This window comes from Vreelandella sp. ssv, from assembly GCF_059448525.1.
This window is the reverse complement of the sequence record NZ_CM182545.1, coordinates 3,787,267-3,802,263: the sequence shown is the minus strand read 5'-3', so window position 1 is coordinate 3,802,263 and position 14,997 is coordinate 3,787,267. Positions and strand designations below refer to the sequence as shown.

Sequence of the window (14,997 nt, the reverse complement as noted above, 5' to 3'; positions counted from 1 at the left end):
TAAAGCATGCAGGATTCACCCATTTTTCTACCCCTAAGGGAGCAACGCGCACGCCTGCGGGCAGGCACTCTCACCGCGACAGCGCTGGCCGAAGCGGCAATCGCTGCTTATCAGCAGCGCGGCAAACACGACCATGCTTACCTCACCTGGAACGGGGAGCAAGCCCTGGCAATGGCAAACGCTGCCGATGCTGTGCTCGCCCAGGGTGGTGATGCGGGGGCGCTAATGGGCATGGCGGTATCGATCAAGGATATCTACGCCGTGACTGGTCTGCCCACTTATGCGGGCTCTTCCCAACGCCTTCCGAAGCGCTGGGAGCGTCCCGGCCCGGTGGTGAGCGCGCTATTGAAGCAACTGCCTTCGGTGATGGGTAAAACTCACTCCGTTGAGTTTGCCTTTGGTGGTTTGGGTACCAATGCCCACTGGGGGGCGCCGCGCAATCCCTGGGATGTTCATCAGCACCGCACGCCTGGCGGTTCCAGCTCAGGCGCGGGTGTTTCGTTAGTGGGCGGCACGGCAAGCTTAGCGTTTGGCACCGACACCGCCGGTTCGGTGCGTATCCCTGCCTCGATGACCGGTGTAGTGGGATTGAAAACCACCGCCGGGCGCTGGTCGACCGAGCAGATCGTGCCGCTTTCAAGCACGCTGGATACCCCAGGGTTACTGGCGCGCCGGGTAGATGACCTTGCCTTTGCGTTCGATGCGTTGGATGGCGGACTTAGCGGTCAGGATGATCGAATGCCAGCAACACCGACGCTGGCCGGATTGACCTTTGGGGTGCCTGAAACGTTTTTCTGGGACGACTGCAGTCCAGGTATCGCGGAAACTGTACGCGCTGCCATAAAGCAGTTGGAAGCCGCTGGGGCGCGAATCATCACCTTAGAGTTACCCGGCATCGACGAAGCGTACGAACTCTTCAAACTGGGCGGAGTGGCTGCGCCGGAATTGGCAGCGTTTCTAAACACTGAACTGCCCGAGATGATTGATTCCCTGGACCCGAACGTTGCTGCCCGTGTTAAAGCGGCAGATGACATGCCCGCCTGGGAGTATGTACGTCGTCGCACGGTGCTGGATTCGCTGGCCGCCTCTGCTGCCGCTCGCATGGCAGATGTAGATGCAGTGCTGACGCCCACGGTAGCGATTACCCCGCCCACTATCGAAAGTCTTGAGCCAGAAGGCGCTTATCCCAAAGCCAACATGCACGCCCTGCGCAACACGGTGATCGCTAATTTCCTAGGCCTGTGTGCCTTAACGCTGCCGGTTGGGAAAGACGCCGCCGGCATGCCCGTTGGCTTGCAAGTGCTGGCCGGACCGTGGCAAGACGCCTATCTGCTGGCAATGGGTCAGGCGATTGAAAACGAGTTGGGATCAGGCTTGGAGATTCTTGGTCAACCACCAGCGATATGAACGCTGAGGCGACTAAGTACTCCCACCGGTTTGGAGCGTAAAGCCCACATCGTGCTGGCGGCGGTAGACGCTCTTGCCGCTTAGCCGCCGAATGAGTTCTTTGGCGGCTAAGCGGCCCATTTCTTCCCTGGGTGAAAGAATGGTAGTGAGCTGAGGGGTAACGTGCTGACCAAGGGGCAAGCCGTTAAACCCGGCAATGGCGATATCCCCCGGCACGTTTAGCCCTTGTCGTTGAGCAGCCAGTAAGGCGCCTGCCGCCAAGTCATCGTTGGCAAAGTGAATGGCTTGAGCATGAGGATATTGCGCGAGCACTTGGGCCAGCCCTTCCGCACCCGCCTGCAGGCTGCCCAGGGTGTCTAGTTCCAGCAGTGGGGCATCGATCCCATTCTCTTTTAGCACCGCTTTATGGCCTTCGTAGCGCATGTTGGCGCGATAATCCTGCGAGAGCCGGGCGCCCACATAAACAATATGGCGGTAGCCTTTGTCGATAAGATGGCTGGCCATGCAGCGGCCTGCTGCCACGTGATCCAGCCCAACGTTAAGATCCATACCTTTGCCCAGCTCCATCACCTCCATAATGGGGTGATCCCAGTTCGCCAGCAGCGTGTGACACGCTGTGTTATGGCGTAGCCCGGCCGTGACCAGCGCCGAGCATGACCAGCCTAAAAACGTACGCACCAACTGATACTCGCGGTCTAGATCGTAGTCGGTGTTACCCAGCAGTATCTGATAACCCTCGGCTTCCAGTGTTTCCTGCAGCCCCTTGATAACCTCCACGAATACGCTATTGATCAGTGACGGCACAATCACCGCAATCAGACGCGACCGGGAGGAAGCCAGGCTACCGGCGACTAAGTTGGGAACGTAGCCCAGCTGCTCTACGGCTTGTAGAACACTCAGGCGTGCACGATCACTGACCTTATCGGGGTAGTTCAGTGCTCGTGATGCTGTAATCGGTGATACCCCTGCTGCTTGTGCCACTTGGCTAAGCGTGACTTGGTCGGAGCTACGGCGTTGCCTAGCAGTGCTGGGAGAGGCAGCGTCGGGCGAAACGTTGCTGGGCGATTCTTTAGACATTGGTCGCACGTCCCTGATTTTCAGCTTGTCGTTACGCCGACAATAATCTAAAACGAATGGTAGCGCTATCATGACAGCGCTACCATTTGACTTCTAATAGCACCGTAACGAAAGCAACAAATACAACAACGGTCTCAGCAATAGTTTTAATCACCGTCTCCACAACCGTCTCCATAACTGTCTCCATAACCAAGAGGTGCCGTTAGGTGAGCCAACACGATCAGCAATCACTTGAAGTCGGCGTTATTGGCCTGGGTGCCATGGGCATGGGCACTGCTAACGTATTGCTCCAACACGGGTTTAACGTCACGGGCTGCGATATTTCTGCAGAGGCTCGCGAGGCCTTCCTATTGGCAGGGGGGAGCAGTGTCGCTACGCCAGCGGAGCTTGCCCACTGTCAGGTGGTGTTGGTGGTTGTCGTTAACGGTTTACAGGTTGAGCAGGTGTTGTTCGGAGAGCAAAGCTTGGTCAGCCAGTTGGCACCGGGCAGCCTGATTATGCAGTGCGCCACAGTCGCCCCCAGTCAAGCCAAACAGCTGGGTGAGCGTTTGTCGGCAGAAGGATTAATGATGCTGGATGCGCCGATCAGCGGCGGCGCGGCGAAAGCCAAAAGCGGTGAGCTATCGGTCATGGCCTCTGGCGCACCGAAAGCCTTCACGTATGCGCAGGGAGTGCTTGATGCCATGGCCGCCAAGGTCTATCGCCTGGGCGATGCTCCTGGGGTGGGTTCCAGCATGAAGCTGGTAAACCAGTTACTGGCAGGCGTGCATATCGCCACCGCCGCTGAAGCCATGGCGCTGGGCATTCGCATGGGGCTCGACCCCGAGGTTATTTATGACGTCATTACCCACTCGGCCGGCAACTCCTGGATGTTCGAAAACCGCGTGCCACATATCCTGAGTGGCGACTACACGCCGCTGTCGGCGGTGGACATCTTCGTCAAAGATCTCAACATCGTGCATCAAACCGGCCGCGAGCTGGCGTTGGCAACACCGGTAGCGGCCAGCGCTTTGCAGCAATTTACCGCTGCCAGTGGAGCGGGTTTTGGGCGCGAAGATGATTCGGCCGTGATTAAAGTCTATCAGCGGTTATCGGGCATTGCGTTGCCAGAAGCCGCTAACGATGCCCAAGGAGCCGAATAAAATGGGTATGGGATCGAACATCGTATTAGGCGCTATTGCCGACGATTTTACCGGGGCCACCGACCTTGCTAATAACCTGGTGCGTGGTGGCATGCGCTGCCTGCAGGTGATTGGCGTGCCTTCGGAGGAGATTGATCTGCAAGAGATCGATGCGGTGGTGGTGGCACTAAAATCGCGCTCCTGTCCGGTGGATGAGGCGGTGAATGATTCGCTCGCTGCGTTAAATTGGCTGCAAAAGCAGGGTGCCCGCCAGCTGTTCTTCAAGTACTGCTCGACCTTTGATTCCACCGACCAGGGCAATATCGGCCCGGTGGCGGATGCTTTGTTGGAATCGTTGGGCGCTTCCCAGACGGTGATGGTGCCTGCCTTCCCCATCAATGGCCGCACGGTTTACCAAGGGCATCTATTCGTGGGTGATCGCTTGCTCAACGACAGCGGTATGCAGCACCACCCATTGAACCCCATGCAGGATGCGGACTTGGTGAGGGTGCTTGCCCGCCAAACGCCGCACCCGGTGGGCTTAGCCAACCGGGCGGTGCTGGCCCAAGGGGCTGAGGCCTCCCGCGCTCATTTATCGGCACTGGCGGAGCAAGGTGTGCGCCATGTGATCTGCGACGCTTTGGATGAGCAGGATCTGGACGTGCTGGCCGAAGCCACCGTGTTATTGCCCTTGGTCACCGGCGGATCTGGCCTGGGGCAGGCGCTACCTGCCCAATACCGTGCTCAGGGCTGGTTAGGCTCCATCACTGAGCCGGGGCGTTTATCGCCTGCCTCGGGCGGGGCGCTGGTGCTTTCCGGCAGTTGCTCACGGGCAACACTGGCCCAGGTGGCGGATTTTCTGGACAAGCACCCTAACGGTGGTTTTGTCCTGGATCCTTTGTCGCTGGCGGAAGGTGAACAACAGCAAACGCAGGCGCTGGCGTTTGCTCGGCAGCGGCTATCTGAACAGGCGCCGGTAATGATGTACGCCTCGGCAGATCCAACCAACGTAACCGCGGCACAGCAAGCGTTAGGAGTGGAACGTGCGGGCGCGCTTGTGGAAGAGGCGCTGAGCCAGCTGGCGGTGACGCTGGTTAACGAAGGCGTGGGCCGGTTACTGGTCGCCGGGGGCGAGACCTCCGGTGCGGTGGTCTCCGCGCTGGGCATTACCACCCTGCGCATTGGTGAGCAGATCGACCCCGGCGTGCCCTGGACTCAAGCCCCGCTAGCAGGCCGCGATGCGCCGCTGTCGCTGGCGCTGAAGTCCGGTAACTTCGGTGGCGTCGATTTCTTTACCCGGGCATTTGAGGTGCTGGCATGAGCATCCACTTGCATCGCCATCCCCAGAACAGCTTGCGGGAACAGATCAGCACCCTGGGCAAATCGCTGTTTGATCGCGGCCTGACCATGGGCTCCAGCGGCAATATCAGCGTGCGGCTGGACGACGGCGGCTGGCTGATGACCCCGACCAATGCCTGCTTGGGGCGGCTAGACCCGGCACGTATTTCCCATCTGGATAACAACGGCCAACTGTTGAGTGGCGATAAGCCCACCAAAGAGCAGTTTCTGCATATGGCAATGTACGAGGAGCGCCCGCAGTCCGGCGCTATCGTGCATCTACATTCCACCCATTCGGTGGCGGTCTCCTGCTTGCCCGAAGTCGATCCCTGCGACTGTATTCCGCCGTTGACCGCCTATTACGTGATGCGGGTGGGCAAGCTACCGCTGGTGCCTTACCACATGCCCGGCGACCCCAAACTGGGCGATGCAGTGCGTGGGTTGGCGGGCAAGCATAGTGCCGTCCTGCTGGCCAACCACGGCCCGGTAGTGGCAGGGAAAAACCTCGAGGCAGCGGTATACGCCACCGAAGAGCTGGAGGAGACCGCCAAGCTCTATTTACTGTTGCGGGGCGAGAACCCTCGGGGGCTAACGCCGGAACAGGTGGCCGAGCTGGAAGCGCGTTTTCCCCGGGATTAACGAGCACTAAACAACATGAGCACCGAAATGATTCGATTAGCCGCCAACCTCAGCATGCTGTTTAACGAACACGCTTTTATTGACCGCTTCGCTGCCGCTGCCGACGCGGGCTTTAAAGGTGTCGAGTATTTATTTCCCTATGCGTTATCCCCGGAAGAGTTGCGCCATGCGTTGCAGGAAACGCAGCTGGAACAGGTACTGTTCAACATGCCGCCAGGGGACTGGGAAGCCGGGGAGAGAGGCTTAGCGAGTTTGCCTGGCCGAGAGGGTGAATTCCGCGACTCGGTAGTAGAGGCGCTGAGCTATGCCGAGGCCCTCAACTGCCCTCGGGTGCATGCCATGGCAGGACTTTTACCCGCAGGTGCCGATGCCGTGACGAAAGCTGACCACCAGGCGACCTATATTCGCAACCTGCGATTTGCGGCGGGTGAGGCGGCGAAAGTCGGCCGAGACGTACTCATCGAACCCATTAATACTCGCGATATGCCTGGATTTTTCCTGTCTCGCCAAGCGCAAGCCATGGCAGTGCTGGAAGAAGTCGGGGCGGAAAATCTCAAGCTACAGTTTGATCTCTACCACTGCCAGATCATGGATGGCGACTTGATTCGCCACCTTGAACGCCAGTTCGGCGCCATCGGCCATATCCAAGTCGCAGGTGTGCCAGAGCGCCACGAGCCAGATGTCGGGGAAGTGTACTATCCCGCCATTTTTGAGCGGTTAAGTGCGCTGGGTTACACCGGTTGGATCGGCTGTGAGTATCGCCCCAAGGCTGACACCCGAGCGGGGCTAGGGTGGGGTGAAGCTTGGGGGCTAACCCCTCACCGATCTATCCCAACTGAATGAACAATAACAACACCACAACAGGATCCTCACAATGCATATTGCCATTACCGGTGCTGCAGGGTTTCTCGGACAGCGTTTAGTCAAGCAATTGCTTGAGCGTGGTGAGCTTTGCCAGCAACCGATTACCCGGTTAACGCTCCTTGACCAAGTGGAAGCACCGCAGCCTACAGCGGGAAGCGTTGCTGTGACATCAGTGGCGCTGGATATTACCCAACCCGGCGCTCTTGATAGCGTGTTAAAGCAGCGCCCCGACGTGATCTATCATCTGGCGGCGGTCGTAAGCTCTGCCGCAGAAGCCGATTTGGAACTCGGTATGAGGGTTAATTTCGATGCCACGCGAGCGCTACTGGAGGGCTGCCGGGAGCAGTCACTGACTGATACTCGCTTGATTATGGCCAGCTCCGTGGCAGCCTACGGCGGCGAGTTGCCGGAAGTGCTGGATGATATGACGGCACTCCATCCACAAAACTCCTACGGCGCCCAAAAAGCCATGTGTGAGCTGCTCATCAATGATTACAGCCGCCGTGGGCTAATTGATGGCCTGGTTCTTCGCCTGCCGACCATTGTGATTCGTCCCGGGCGACCTAACGCTGCGGCTTCCAGCTTTGCTTCCAGCATTCTACGTGAGCCTCTCAATGGCGAGGAGGCGGTTTGCCCGGTGCCCGTTGAACTTCCGATGTTTGTGATGTCGCCAGCCAAGGTGGTGGATGCGCTAATCCATGGTGCTGAGGTGCCGAGCGAGGCGCTGGCGCCTTTTCGAGCCTTTATGCTGCCGGGCATCACTGTCACGGTGGAGGAAATGTTGGCAGCACTGCGCGATGTGGCCGGCGAGAAAGCGATTTCACTGGTACGACATGAACCCGACCCTCGCATTGAGGCCATTGTGGCGAGCTGGCCCGCCCGGTTTGAAGCCGCGAAAGCCAAGCAGCTGGGCTTTGTAGGCGATGACAACTTCAAGCAGATTATCGATGCGTTCGTTTCTGAACCGTCGTGACTTTCTCTCCTACCCGTAACGGTAGGACACTGCCTGGGCGACCCCCGCAGTCGGGTAAGTTGCCTCAATGACAACCCTCACAACAACATAAAGAGGGCATTTCAATGACCAAGCAACACTCTACAACAACACCCACACTGACACGCCATATCCTGGTGGCAGCGATTAGTGGTATGGCGACCGTTGGCATTGCACTACAAGCCCATGCGGCGACGGAAGTGAATCTGGGTCACACCCTTTCAGACAGCTCCCACTACTCAGTGGGCGCAGACGCCTTTAAAGAGGCGCTGGAGCGTTTGTCCGATGGCGAGTTTACGGTCACTGAGCATACCTCGGGGTCGCTGGGCGGCGAGAGGGAGATGATCGAAGGTCTGCAGATTGGCACCGTCGATGTGGTCATTACCTCCACTGGCCCGCTGGGTAACTTCGTACCGGAAAGCTATGTGCTCGACCTGCCGTTCCTGTTTGAAAATTATGACCAGGCTCGCTGCGTGTTGGATAGTGAACTGGGCGATGAGCTATTGGAAAAAATGGGCGAGCACGACTTAGTGGGGTTGGCATGGTCTGAAAATGGTTTTCGCCATTTAACCAATAGCCAGCGCGAGATCGCCACGCCTGCAGATACCGAGGGGCTGCGCGTACGCACTATGGAAAACGCGGTACACCAGGAAGCGTTCCGCCAGATGGGCGCTCGCCCAACGCCGATGGCGTTTCCTGAACTGTTCACCGCGCTTCAGCAGGGCACCGTCGATGGTCAGGAAAACCCGATTACCGTCATCGTGGCGACCAACTTCTGGGAAGTGCAGGATTACCTCTCGCTGACCGGACACGTCTACTCACCGGCCATCGTGCTGGGGTCGCCTATTCTGCTGGACGGCTTGAGTGATGAGCAGCGGGGCTGGTTTATGGAAGCTGCGGCGGCGTCTGCCAAAGCGACCCGCGAAGAGGTATCACGCTTAGAGCGTGAAGGGGTAGCGCTGTTGGAAGAGAACGGCATGACAGTAAAAACCGATATCGATATCGCCCCCTTCCAGGAAGCGGTACAGCCCGCCTACGAGATATTTACCTCTGAATACGGCACCGAAATGCTTGAACGCGTTCAGGAAACAGCCAGCGGTTGTTAATTAACACGGTCGAGTGCTTCCCCACCTTGGTCTCCGGCGGCGCCGGAGGCCGCTTTGGTACGGTGACATATTATGTTAGCGGTATTTCTTCGTTTTGAGCACCAGTTAACCCGGCTCGCGATGCTGCTTGCCGTGGCGATGCTGGCGATCTCGGTGACACTCAGTTTTTATCAGGTGCTCACCCGTTTTGTCTTCAATGCGCCCTCGACATGGACGGAAGTGGCCTCCCGTGCGGCAATGATTTGGTGTGTCTTCCTGGCCGCTGCCGCTACCTTCCGGGGCGGCTATATGATGGCGGTTGAGGTGGTTTATAAAGTCGTGCCAATGCGTTTGATCACCCTGCTGGAAATCGCCATCGTGGCGTGTTGCCTGTTGGTGCTAGGCGTGTTGATCCATTATGGAATTCAAATGACGATGCGGGTGAGCAATCAAACCATGTCGGGCATGAACATCTCGATGGCATGGGCCTACGCAGCGATTCCTACCGGGGCAAGTTTTGCCATTATCGCGGTGATTGCGCGGCTACTGGCGCAGCTGAGTGGCCGTGAGAAGGTGGGGCCAGAAAATAGCGAAATCGCGCCTGAAACCCAGGAAGGACAGCTAGCTAAAGGGGAGGCGCGGCCATGAATACGGTTATTGGCCTGTCGCTCATCATCCTGTTTACCTTTGGTGTGCCGATTGCCGTTTCTATTATCCTGGCATCCATTATTGGCATTGAGTTCTTTACCCGCTTGCCGCTGTTGTTAGTACCGCAGCAGATGTTTATCGGCATCGATAAATTTCCACTGATGGCGATACCGTTTTTTATTCTTGCCGGTAATTTGATGGCCGCAGGGGGAATTTCCCAGCGGTTAGTCGACCTGGCTAAATCCATCGTTGGGCGCGTTCAGGGCGGGCTGGCGATGTCCTGTGTGTTGACCTGCATGATGTTTGCAGCGGTTTCCGGGTCAAGCGTGGCGACCACCTTTGCGATTGGTGCCATTCTGATTCCCGCGATGGTTAAACATGGCTATCCCAAGCCATTAGCGGCCTCTATTCAGGCATCCTCCGCAGAGTTGGGAGTGCTGATTCCACCTTCGATCCCGCTAATACTGTATGGCGTCAGTACCGACACCTCTATTGGTCAGCTTTTCCTCGCCGGCATTGGCCCCGGCATATTGATTGGCAGCGCGCTAATACTCTTTCTCTACCTATTCTGCAAAGTGCGCGGTTACGGGAAGGACGACTATAAAGACAGCACCGGTTTTATGATCTCGGTAAAGCGTGCCTGGGTCGCGATGCTGATGCCGGTCGTCGTGATTGGCGGTATTTATGGCGGTATTTTTACCCCCACCGAAGCGTCTGCCGTGGCGGTGTTTTTTGCCTTAATCGTCGGTGGCTTCTACTACCGCGAGCTGAAAATGGCCGATATGTGGCCGATATTTCGGCAGAGCGTTATTTCGACAGCAGCCGTCATGCTGATCATCGCCGCCGCCTCGCTCTTCAGCTTTCTGCTCAGCCGTACGGGGCTGCCCGCGCAAATTGCCACTCTGGTGACCAACACCATCAACGACCCTCTGATGTTTCTTTTGGTGGTCAATGCGCTGCTGCTGATCGTCGGTATGTTTATCGAAACCTCCGCCGCTATTTTGGTTCTGGCACCGATCCTAACGCCAATCGCTATTCAGTTCGGTATTCACCCCGTCCATTTTGGCCTGGTAATGGTCGTTAACCTGGCGCTTGGCATGATCACGCCACCGCTGGGTGTGAATCTGTTTGCTGCTTGTGCGGTCGCCAAAATATCGATCGATCAGATGCTGCCATGGCTATTGCGATTTGTCTTGGTGGTGCTGGCCTGCCTCATGGCGATTACCTATATGCCGTGGATTTCCATGGGGTTGGTGAACATCTTCTATGGCTAGGTAAGTCGTTAGTTAAACTGAGCAAAACAACGATAATAACAGGAGTGCTGTATGTCACATGCGTTAAAGCTGCCACCGGAGCAGGCGCTGATTGGTGGAGAGTGGGTAACGACCGCTGCTACGCTACAGGTAGAGGCTCCCGCCACGGGTGAGCCTTTAGCGCGTATTGCGCGTAGCCAGATGGAAGAGGTCGATGCCGCCGTTCAGGCAGCTCGGCTGGCCTTTTCTGGTCAGCTAGGCGAGTGGGCCCGTTGGTCTGCCCGGCAGCGCAGCGAGTGGCTGCTGCGTTTTGCCGATGTGATCGAGGCGCATCATGAACAGCTGGCCCAGCTCGAGTGTGCCGATACCGGCAAGCCGATGACGCAGGCCAAAGGAGATATATCCGCCTGTGCTCGCTACTTCCGCTTTTATGGCGGTGCGGCGGACAAGCTGCACGGTGAAACCATTCCCTTTGAAACCGACTTCGCGGTAATGACACTGCGCGAGCCCTACGGCGTATGTGCCCAGATTATTCCCTGGAATTACCCCTCACAGATATTCGGGCGCTGCGTGGCAGCCGCGCTGGCGGCAGGTAACTGCGTGGTGCTTAAGCCCGCCGAAGATGCCTGTTTGAGCGTGCTGCGCTTGGCAGAACTGGCGGTGAGCCATGACCTCCCCGTCGGTGCGCTCAACGTTGTACCAGGGCTTGGTTATGAAGCAGGCGCAGCGCTTGCCGCCCACCCCCAGATTGATCATCTCTCTTTTACCGGTTCACCTGAGACCGGCACCCATGTCGCCCAAGCGGCCGCCCAGCACCATGTGCCGGTCACGTTGGAGTTAGGTGGAAAATCACCTCAACTCTTGTTTGCCGATGCGGATCTCGATGCTGCGCTTCCGGCAGTGGTGCGTGGCATTATTCAGAACGCTGGGCAGACCTGTTCGGCGGGTAGCCGTCTGCTGGTGCAGCGTGAAATCGCCGATAGCGTGGTAGCCAAACTTTGTGAGCGATTTGCTGCTTTGCGCTGTGATGCGGGCGAAGCCGACGCCGACTGCGGGCCGCTGATCAATGCGCGGCAAAAAACCAAACTGGAAGAACGTTTGGCGGCGGCCAAAGCCGATGGCATTCGCGTCGCGGCTACAGGAGAGCTTGCGTCGAGCGCACCGGCTGGAGGTCACTTTGTGCTGCCCCAACTGTTGACCGATATTCCTGATGGGCATGAAGTTTTGCGCGAAGAGCTGTTTGGTCCGGTACTGGTGGTGCAGGTGTTTGAGGACGAAGCCGATGCTCTGGCGCTGGCTAATGCCACCGATTTTGGCCTCTGTGCCGGTATTTGGACGCGTGATGGTGGCCGTCAGCTGCGTTTGGCCAAAGGTATTCGTAGCGGCCAGGTCTTCATCAATAACTACGGCGCCGCCGGTGGCGTAGAGCTTCCATTTGGTGGCATTGGTCGCTCTGGGCATGGTCGTGAAAAGGGCTTTGAAGGTCTACGCAGCTATACAAGAATTAAGACGGTTGCAATTAAACACGGTTAACTATTGATATAAATGGAGTTATTAAAATGACGTCAGTTCGCCAAGTTGGCATCGTTGGGGTTGGTTTAATGGGGCATGGAATTGCTAGCAGTCTGCTGCGCGCAGGGCATCAGATAAGCTTTTTAAATCACCCGGGCAATCAGCCCGTGGAAGATTTGTTGGCAGCCGGTGCCATCTCGCTGAAGTCAGGACGAGAGGTGGCCCAGAGTGCTGAGGTGGTCATTCTGTGCGTTACCGGCTCACCTCAAGTAGAAGCCGTGCTGTTTGAACCCAACGGCTTATTAGAAGGACTAACCTCTGGTAGTGTTGTTGTGGATTGCTCCACAGCTCTGCCTAGTTCGACAGAAAAAGTCGCTGCACGAGTCACGGGGGCGGGCGGACGCTTTATGGATGCGGCAATGACGCGTACGCCTAAAGAAGCAGCGGAAGGGCGGCTTAATTTGATTGTCGGCGCCCCGAAGGCGCTGTTCGATGAAACATTGCCGCTTCTGGAGGACTTTGCTGAAAATATTGCCCATGCGGGAGACGTCGGTGCAGGTCACACCCTTAAGTTGCTGCATAACTTTGTCTCGTTAGGCTTTTCCGCAGTGCTAGCCGAAGCCACGGCGGCTTCACGCAAAGCGGGAATCAGCGATATCGCTTTGCTAGAGGTGCTGGGTGCCGGCGGTGGGGGCGGGGTGGTGCTAGAACGGTTACGCCCTTACATTGCTGAAAATGACCCTTCAGGCTTCAGGTTTACGGTTGCCAATGCCAGCAAGGATCTTGGTTACTACCACACCATGACCAGTGAGCTGGGAGTAGAGCGTGGTGTGGCGGGTGCCGTTCATGCGCTTTATACATCAATCGACGACAGTTCGCTGGCGGTGCCTGAAGTGATCGGCGTACTGGAGCAGCGGGGTTAAGTTGGCGGTAAATGCTGGCGATGGTTCAGCAGTTGCTGGCCCGAATGTTCAGAGCAAAAGGCTATTTCAGTATTTGTTTTTTGGTGAGAGATAGCCTACGTTATGTTAATGAATTGTAATTAATAAGATCATTAGAGTAACTCTGGTATTAAATATGACGTAAAATCTCGCGGTAGCATTGTGCGTACCCGCTCTGATGCGTTAACGGTGCTGGTGGCTGATAATACGGTGGCTACTTCCAGCCGTATGACCGCACGACTATTTCACAGGGATGAGTAAATAGAATGTATCAGCACTATTCGCATCCAGGATCGGATGCAGAGGGCGCACGGGCTGGCCATGCAGTGGCGATCCTGAGCGTTCAGGAAGACGCGACAGGGATTCGCATCGTCGATGTCAATACTGACTACCAGCGATTATGGGGGGGTAGCCGCGAAGAGTGGCTGGGTGCTTCCCCCGTGGTCGTACAGCAAGAGGCTGCCAACCGCCAGATCTTCGCGCAGTTGCATGACGCGCTCCATCCTTTAAAAGATAATGCCTACGGTGCCTTTGAAGGTATCAGCGGTCGAGAAGTGTCCCGCCATCATGATGGTAAGCGTCGGCATATCGAATGGCGTATTACCGCGATGGGTGGAGGGCACGACCATCAGATTACGCTGGTGCTGACCCAGCGCGATGTAACTGAGCAGATGGAAAAAGAGGCTCAGCTTGAGCGATTAGCGAAGACGGATATGTTAACCGGACTGGTTAACCGCTCGCATTTCGATGCGGTGCTGAAAAGCGAGTTCAACCGACAGCACCGCTATTCTCGCCCCCTGTCTTTAATTATGCTTGATCTTGATTACTTTAAAGATATCAATGATAGCTACGGGCATGATGTGGGTGATGAAGTGTTGAAAGAGCTTGCTCATCTGCTTCAGCGAAACTTGCGCAAAGCAGACTGTTGCGCGCGTTGGGGCGGAGAAGAGTTTATGCTCTTGGCGCCTGAAACCTCGCTTGAACAGGCAGTTAGGCTTGCTGAAAAAGTCCGAGGGGCGATCAAACACACCGCTTTTCCCATTAAAGGGAGCGTTACAGCAAGCTTCGGTGTTGTAGAGGTTCATCCGAAAGAGTCGATTAAAAGTGTGATGAAACGCGCGGACGACGCCCTTTATCTCGCTAAAGATAAAGGACGTGATCAAGTTTCAACAGGCGGTTTATTAAGCTCGGCGAAGCAGGCTTAGGTTGGGTCGCGGTCAATGGCGAACGATGACCATGCTTGGCGTACCGACATAATTTCCAAGCGATTGATATTGATATGGGGTGGCAAGGTGGCTAGGTAGTAAAGCTGTTCTGCAATATCTTCCGCTTGAAGCGGCGTTGTACCTCTATACAGTGCATCTGAAGCGGCCTGGTTCCCCTTGGTTCTCACCAGCGTAAACTCGGTTTCCGCCATTCCAGGGGCTAGGTCCGTCACGCGCACGCCCGTTCCCAGTAGGTCGCAGCGCAAGTTATAGCTAAATTGCTGAACAAACGCTTTTGACGCCCCATACACATGCCCACCCGGATAGGGCCACTGGCCCGCGACTGAGCCGAGATTAAGAATGCTGGCGCCTTCGCTGTTTTTGAGTAACAGCGGTAAGGCTGCGTGGGTGACGTTAACTAACCCGGTGATATTGGTATCGATCATGGTGTGCCAATCCTGCAGCGCGACCTTTTGCGCAGGCTCCGGCGCTAACGCCAAACCGGCATTGTTAATGAGGCAGGTCAGCGGCAGAAATTTTTCCGGCAGGTTGCTAATACTGTCAGTGACTGCGTCGCTGTCGCGGACATCCAGTGCCAATGTAAGTACGGGTACCTGATGGCTTAACTCTTTTTCCAATGCCTCTAATCGCTCCTTGCGGCGCCCGGTAAGAATCAATGACCAGCCTGCTTTGGCGAAGCGTTGTGCTGCCGCTTTACCAAATCCCGAAGTAGCTCCTGTAATAAGTACGCTAGGCATTACACTATCTCCATGTTAATAAACTTATTTAACAGCTCAGTGGTGACTGTAAGCAATGCTGGCTCAAGTCGCTAGAGCCAGTGGGCGGTAGCCGGTGAGACATCACATCTGTCCCCTTGATACGTAACGATTGGCCCTACAACCTAGGCGGATGAACT

General features: G+C 56.5%; 14 protein-coding genes. 12 read left to right on the top strand and 2 right to left on the bottom strand.

Annotated elements, in window-relative coordinates:
• Positions 1 to 6 precede the first annotated feature (6 nt).
• Positions 7 to 1,407 (top strand): amidase, encoded by a 1,401-nt coding sequence (locus tag AC5TBW_RS17335; protein ID WP_495509756.1) that lies wholly within the window; start codon positions 7 to 9, stop codon positions 1,405 to 1,407.
• A 12-nt stretch (positions 1,408 to 1,419) separates the two neighbouring features.
• Here AC5TBW_RS17335 and AC5TBW_RS17330 read toward each other — a convergent pair whose 3' ends face one another.
• Positions 1,420 to 2,484, bottom strand: coding sequence for a LacI family DNA-binding transcriptional regulator (locus tag AC5TBW_RS17330; protein ID WP_495509755.1), 1,065 nt, complete (start codon positions 2,482 to 2,484; stop codon positions 1,420 to 1,422).
• 206 nt (positions 2,485 to 2,690) lie between these two features.
• On the opposite strand from AC5TBW_RS17330, the gene ltnD reads away from it, so the two are divergent.
• The 11 genes from ltnD to AC5TBW_RS17275 all read left to right on the top strand — a co-directional run bounded on the left by ltnD (position 2,691) and on the right by AC5TBW_RS17275 (position 14,081).
• Positions 2,691 to 3,626, top strand: a complete 936-nt coding sequence (gene ltnD / locus AC5TBW_RS17325) for an L-threonate dehydrogenase (protein ID WP_495509754.1) — start codon at positions 2,691 to 2,693, stop codon at positions 3,624 to 3,626.
• A gap of 1 nt (position 3,627) precedes the next feature.
• Complete coding sequence (gene otnK, locus AC5TBW_RS17320) at positions 3,628 to 4,926, top strand: 3-oxo-tetronate kinase (protein ID WP_495509753.1); 1,299 nt, start codon at positions 3,628 to 3,630, stop codon at positions 4,924 to 4,926.
• A complete protein-coding gene (gene otnC / locus AC5TBW_RS17315) occupies positions 4,923 to 5,582 on the top strand; it encodes a 3-oxo-tetronate 4-phosphate decarboxylase (RefSeq protein ID WP_101145496.1) in 660 nt (219 codons plus the stop codon). Before otnK ends, otnC begins: the two co-directional genes overlap by 4 nt.
• Before the next feature lie 27 nt (positions 5,583 to 5,609).
• Positions 5,610 to 6,425: a 2-oxo-tetronate isomerase gene (otnI, locus tag AC5TBW_RS17310; RefSeq protein WP_495511983.1), complete on the top strand. Its 816-nt coding sequence runs from the start codon at positions 5,610 to 5,612 to the stop codon at positions 6,423 to 6,425.
• Positions 6,426 to 6,456: 31 nt separating this feature from the next.
• Positions 6,457 to 7,419, top strand: coding sequence for a D-erythronate dehydrogenase (gene denD, locus AC5TBW_RS17305; protein ID WP_495509752.1), 963 nt, complete (start codon positions 6,457 to 6,459; stop codon positions 7,417 to 7,419).
• Positions 7,420 to 7,523: 104 nt separating this feature from the next.
• Positions 7,524 to 8,543: a TRAP transporter substrate-binding protein gene (locus tag AC5TBW_RS17300; protein ID WP_495509751.1), complete on the top strand. Its 1,020-nt coding sequence runs from the start codon at positions 7,524 to 7,526 to the stop codon at positions 8,541 to 8,543.
• Between the two features lie 72 nt (positions 8,544 to 8,615).
• Complete coding sequence (locus AC5TBW_RS17295) at positions 8,616 to 9,170, top strand: TRAP transporter small permease (RefSeq protein WP_495509750.1); 555 nt, start codon at positions 8,616 to 8,618, stop codon at positions 9,168 to 9,170.
• Positions 9,167 to 10,444: a TRAP transporter large permease gene (locus AC5TBW_RS17290; protein ID WP_495509749.1), complete on the top strand. Its 1,278-nt coding sequence runs from the start codon at positions 9,167 to 9,169 to the stop codon at positions 10,442 to 10,444. The genes AC5TBW_RS17295 and AC5TBW_RS17290 overlap by 4 nt, the downstream gene beginning before the upstream one ends.
• 51 nt (positions 10,445 to 10,495) lie before the next feature.
• Positions 10,496 to 11,956: an aldehyde dehydrogenase family protein gene (locus tag AC5TBW_RS17285; RefSeq protein WP_495509748.1), complete on the top strand. Its 1,461-nt coding sequence runs from the start codon at positions 10,496 to 10,498 to the stop codon at positions 11,954 to 11,956.
• Positions 11,957 to 11,982: 26 nt separating this feature from the next.
• On the top strand, positions 11,983 to 12,858 hold the full coding sequence (locus AC5TBW_RS17280; RefSeq protein ID WP_495509747.1) for an NAD(P)-dependent oxidoreductase: 876 nt from the start codon (positions 11,983 to 11,985) through the stop codon (positions 12,856 to 12,858).
• Positions 12,859 to 13,142: 284 nt separating this feature from the next.
• The gene (locus AC5TBW_RS17275) at positions 13,143 to 14,081 is read left to right on the top strand and encodes a GGDEF domain-containing protein (RefSeq protein WP_495509746.1); all 939 of its coding nucleotides are present in this window, start codon (positions 13,143 to 13,145) and stop codon (positions 14,079 to 14,081) included.
• On the opposite strand, the gene AC5TBW_RS17270 is transcribed toward AC5TBW_RS17275, so the two are convergent.
• Positions 14,078 to 14,839: an SDR family NAD(P)-dependent oxidoreductase gene (locus tag AC5TBW_RS17270; RefSeq protein WP_495509745.1), complete on the bottom strand. Its 762-nt coding sequence runs from the start codon at positions 14,837 to 14,839 to the stop codon at positions 14,078 to 14,080. The two genes, AC5TBW_RS17275 and AC5TBW_RS17270, sit on opposite strands and share 4 nt — an antisense overlap.
• Positions 14,840 to 14,997 lie beyond the last annotated feature (158 nt).

Bases quoted from the DNA above. Each gene is read 5' to 3' on its own strand.
- denD (WP_495509752.1), top strand. From the start codon at position 6,457: ATGCATATTGCCATTACCGGTGCTGCAGGGTTTCTCGGACAGCGTTTA.
- otnK (WP_495509753.1), top strand. From the start codon at position 3,628: ATGGGTATGGGATCGAACATCGTATTAGGCGCTATTGCCGACGATTTT.
- otnC (WP_101145496.1), top strand. From the start codon at position 4,923: ATGAGCATCCACTTGCATCGCCATCCCCAGAACAGCTTGCGGGAACAG.
- AC5TBW_RS17280 (WP_495509747.1), top strand. From the start codon at position 11,983: ATGACGTCAGTTCGCCAAGTTGGCATCGTTGGGGTTGGTTTAATGGGG.
- AC5TBW_RS17290 (WP_495509749.1), top strand. From the start codon at position 9,167: ATGAATACGGTTATTGGCCTGTCGCTCATCATCCTGTTTACCTTTGGT.
- AC5TBW_RS17300 (WP_495509751.1), top strand. From the start codon at position 7,524: ATGACCAAGCAACACTCTACAACAACACCCACACTGACACGCCATATC.
- otnI (WP_495511983.1), top strand. From the start codon at position 5,610: ATGATTCGATTAGCCGCCAACCTCAGCATGCTGTTTAACGAACACGCT.
- AC5TBW_RS17335 (WP_495509756.1), top strand. From the start codon at position 7: ATGCAGGATTCACCCATTTTTCTACCCCTAAGGGAGCAACGCGCACGC.
- AC5TBW_RS17275 (WP_495509746.1), top strand. From the start codon at position 13,143: ATGTATCAGCACTATTCGCATCCAGGATCGGATGCAGAGGGCGCACGG.
- AC5TBW_RS17295 (WP_495509750.1), top strand. From the start codon at position 8,616: ATGTTAGCGGTATTTCTTCGTTTTGAGCACCAGTTAACCCGGCTCGCG.
- AC5TBW_RS17285 (WP_495509748.1), top strand. From the start codon at position 10,496: ATGTCACATGCGTTAAAGCTGCCACCGGAGCAGGCGCTGATTGGTGGA.
- AC5TBW_RS17270 (WP_495509745.1), bottom strand. From the start codon at position 14,839: ATGCCTAGCGTACTTATTACAGGAGCTACTTCGGGATTTGGTAAAGCG.
- AC5TBW_RS17330 (WP_495509755.1), bottom strand. From the start codon at position 2,484: ATGTCTAAAGAATCGCCCAGCAACGTTTCGCCCGACGCTGCCTCTCCC.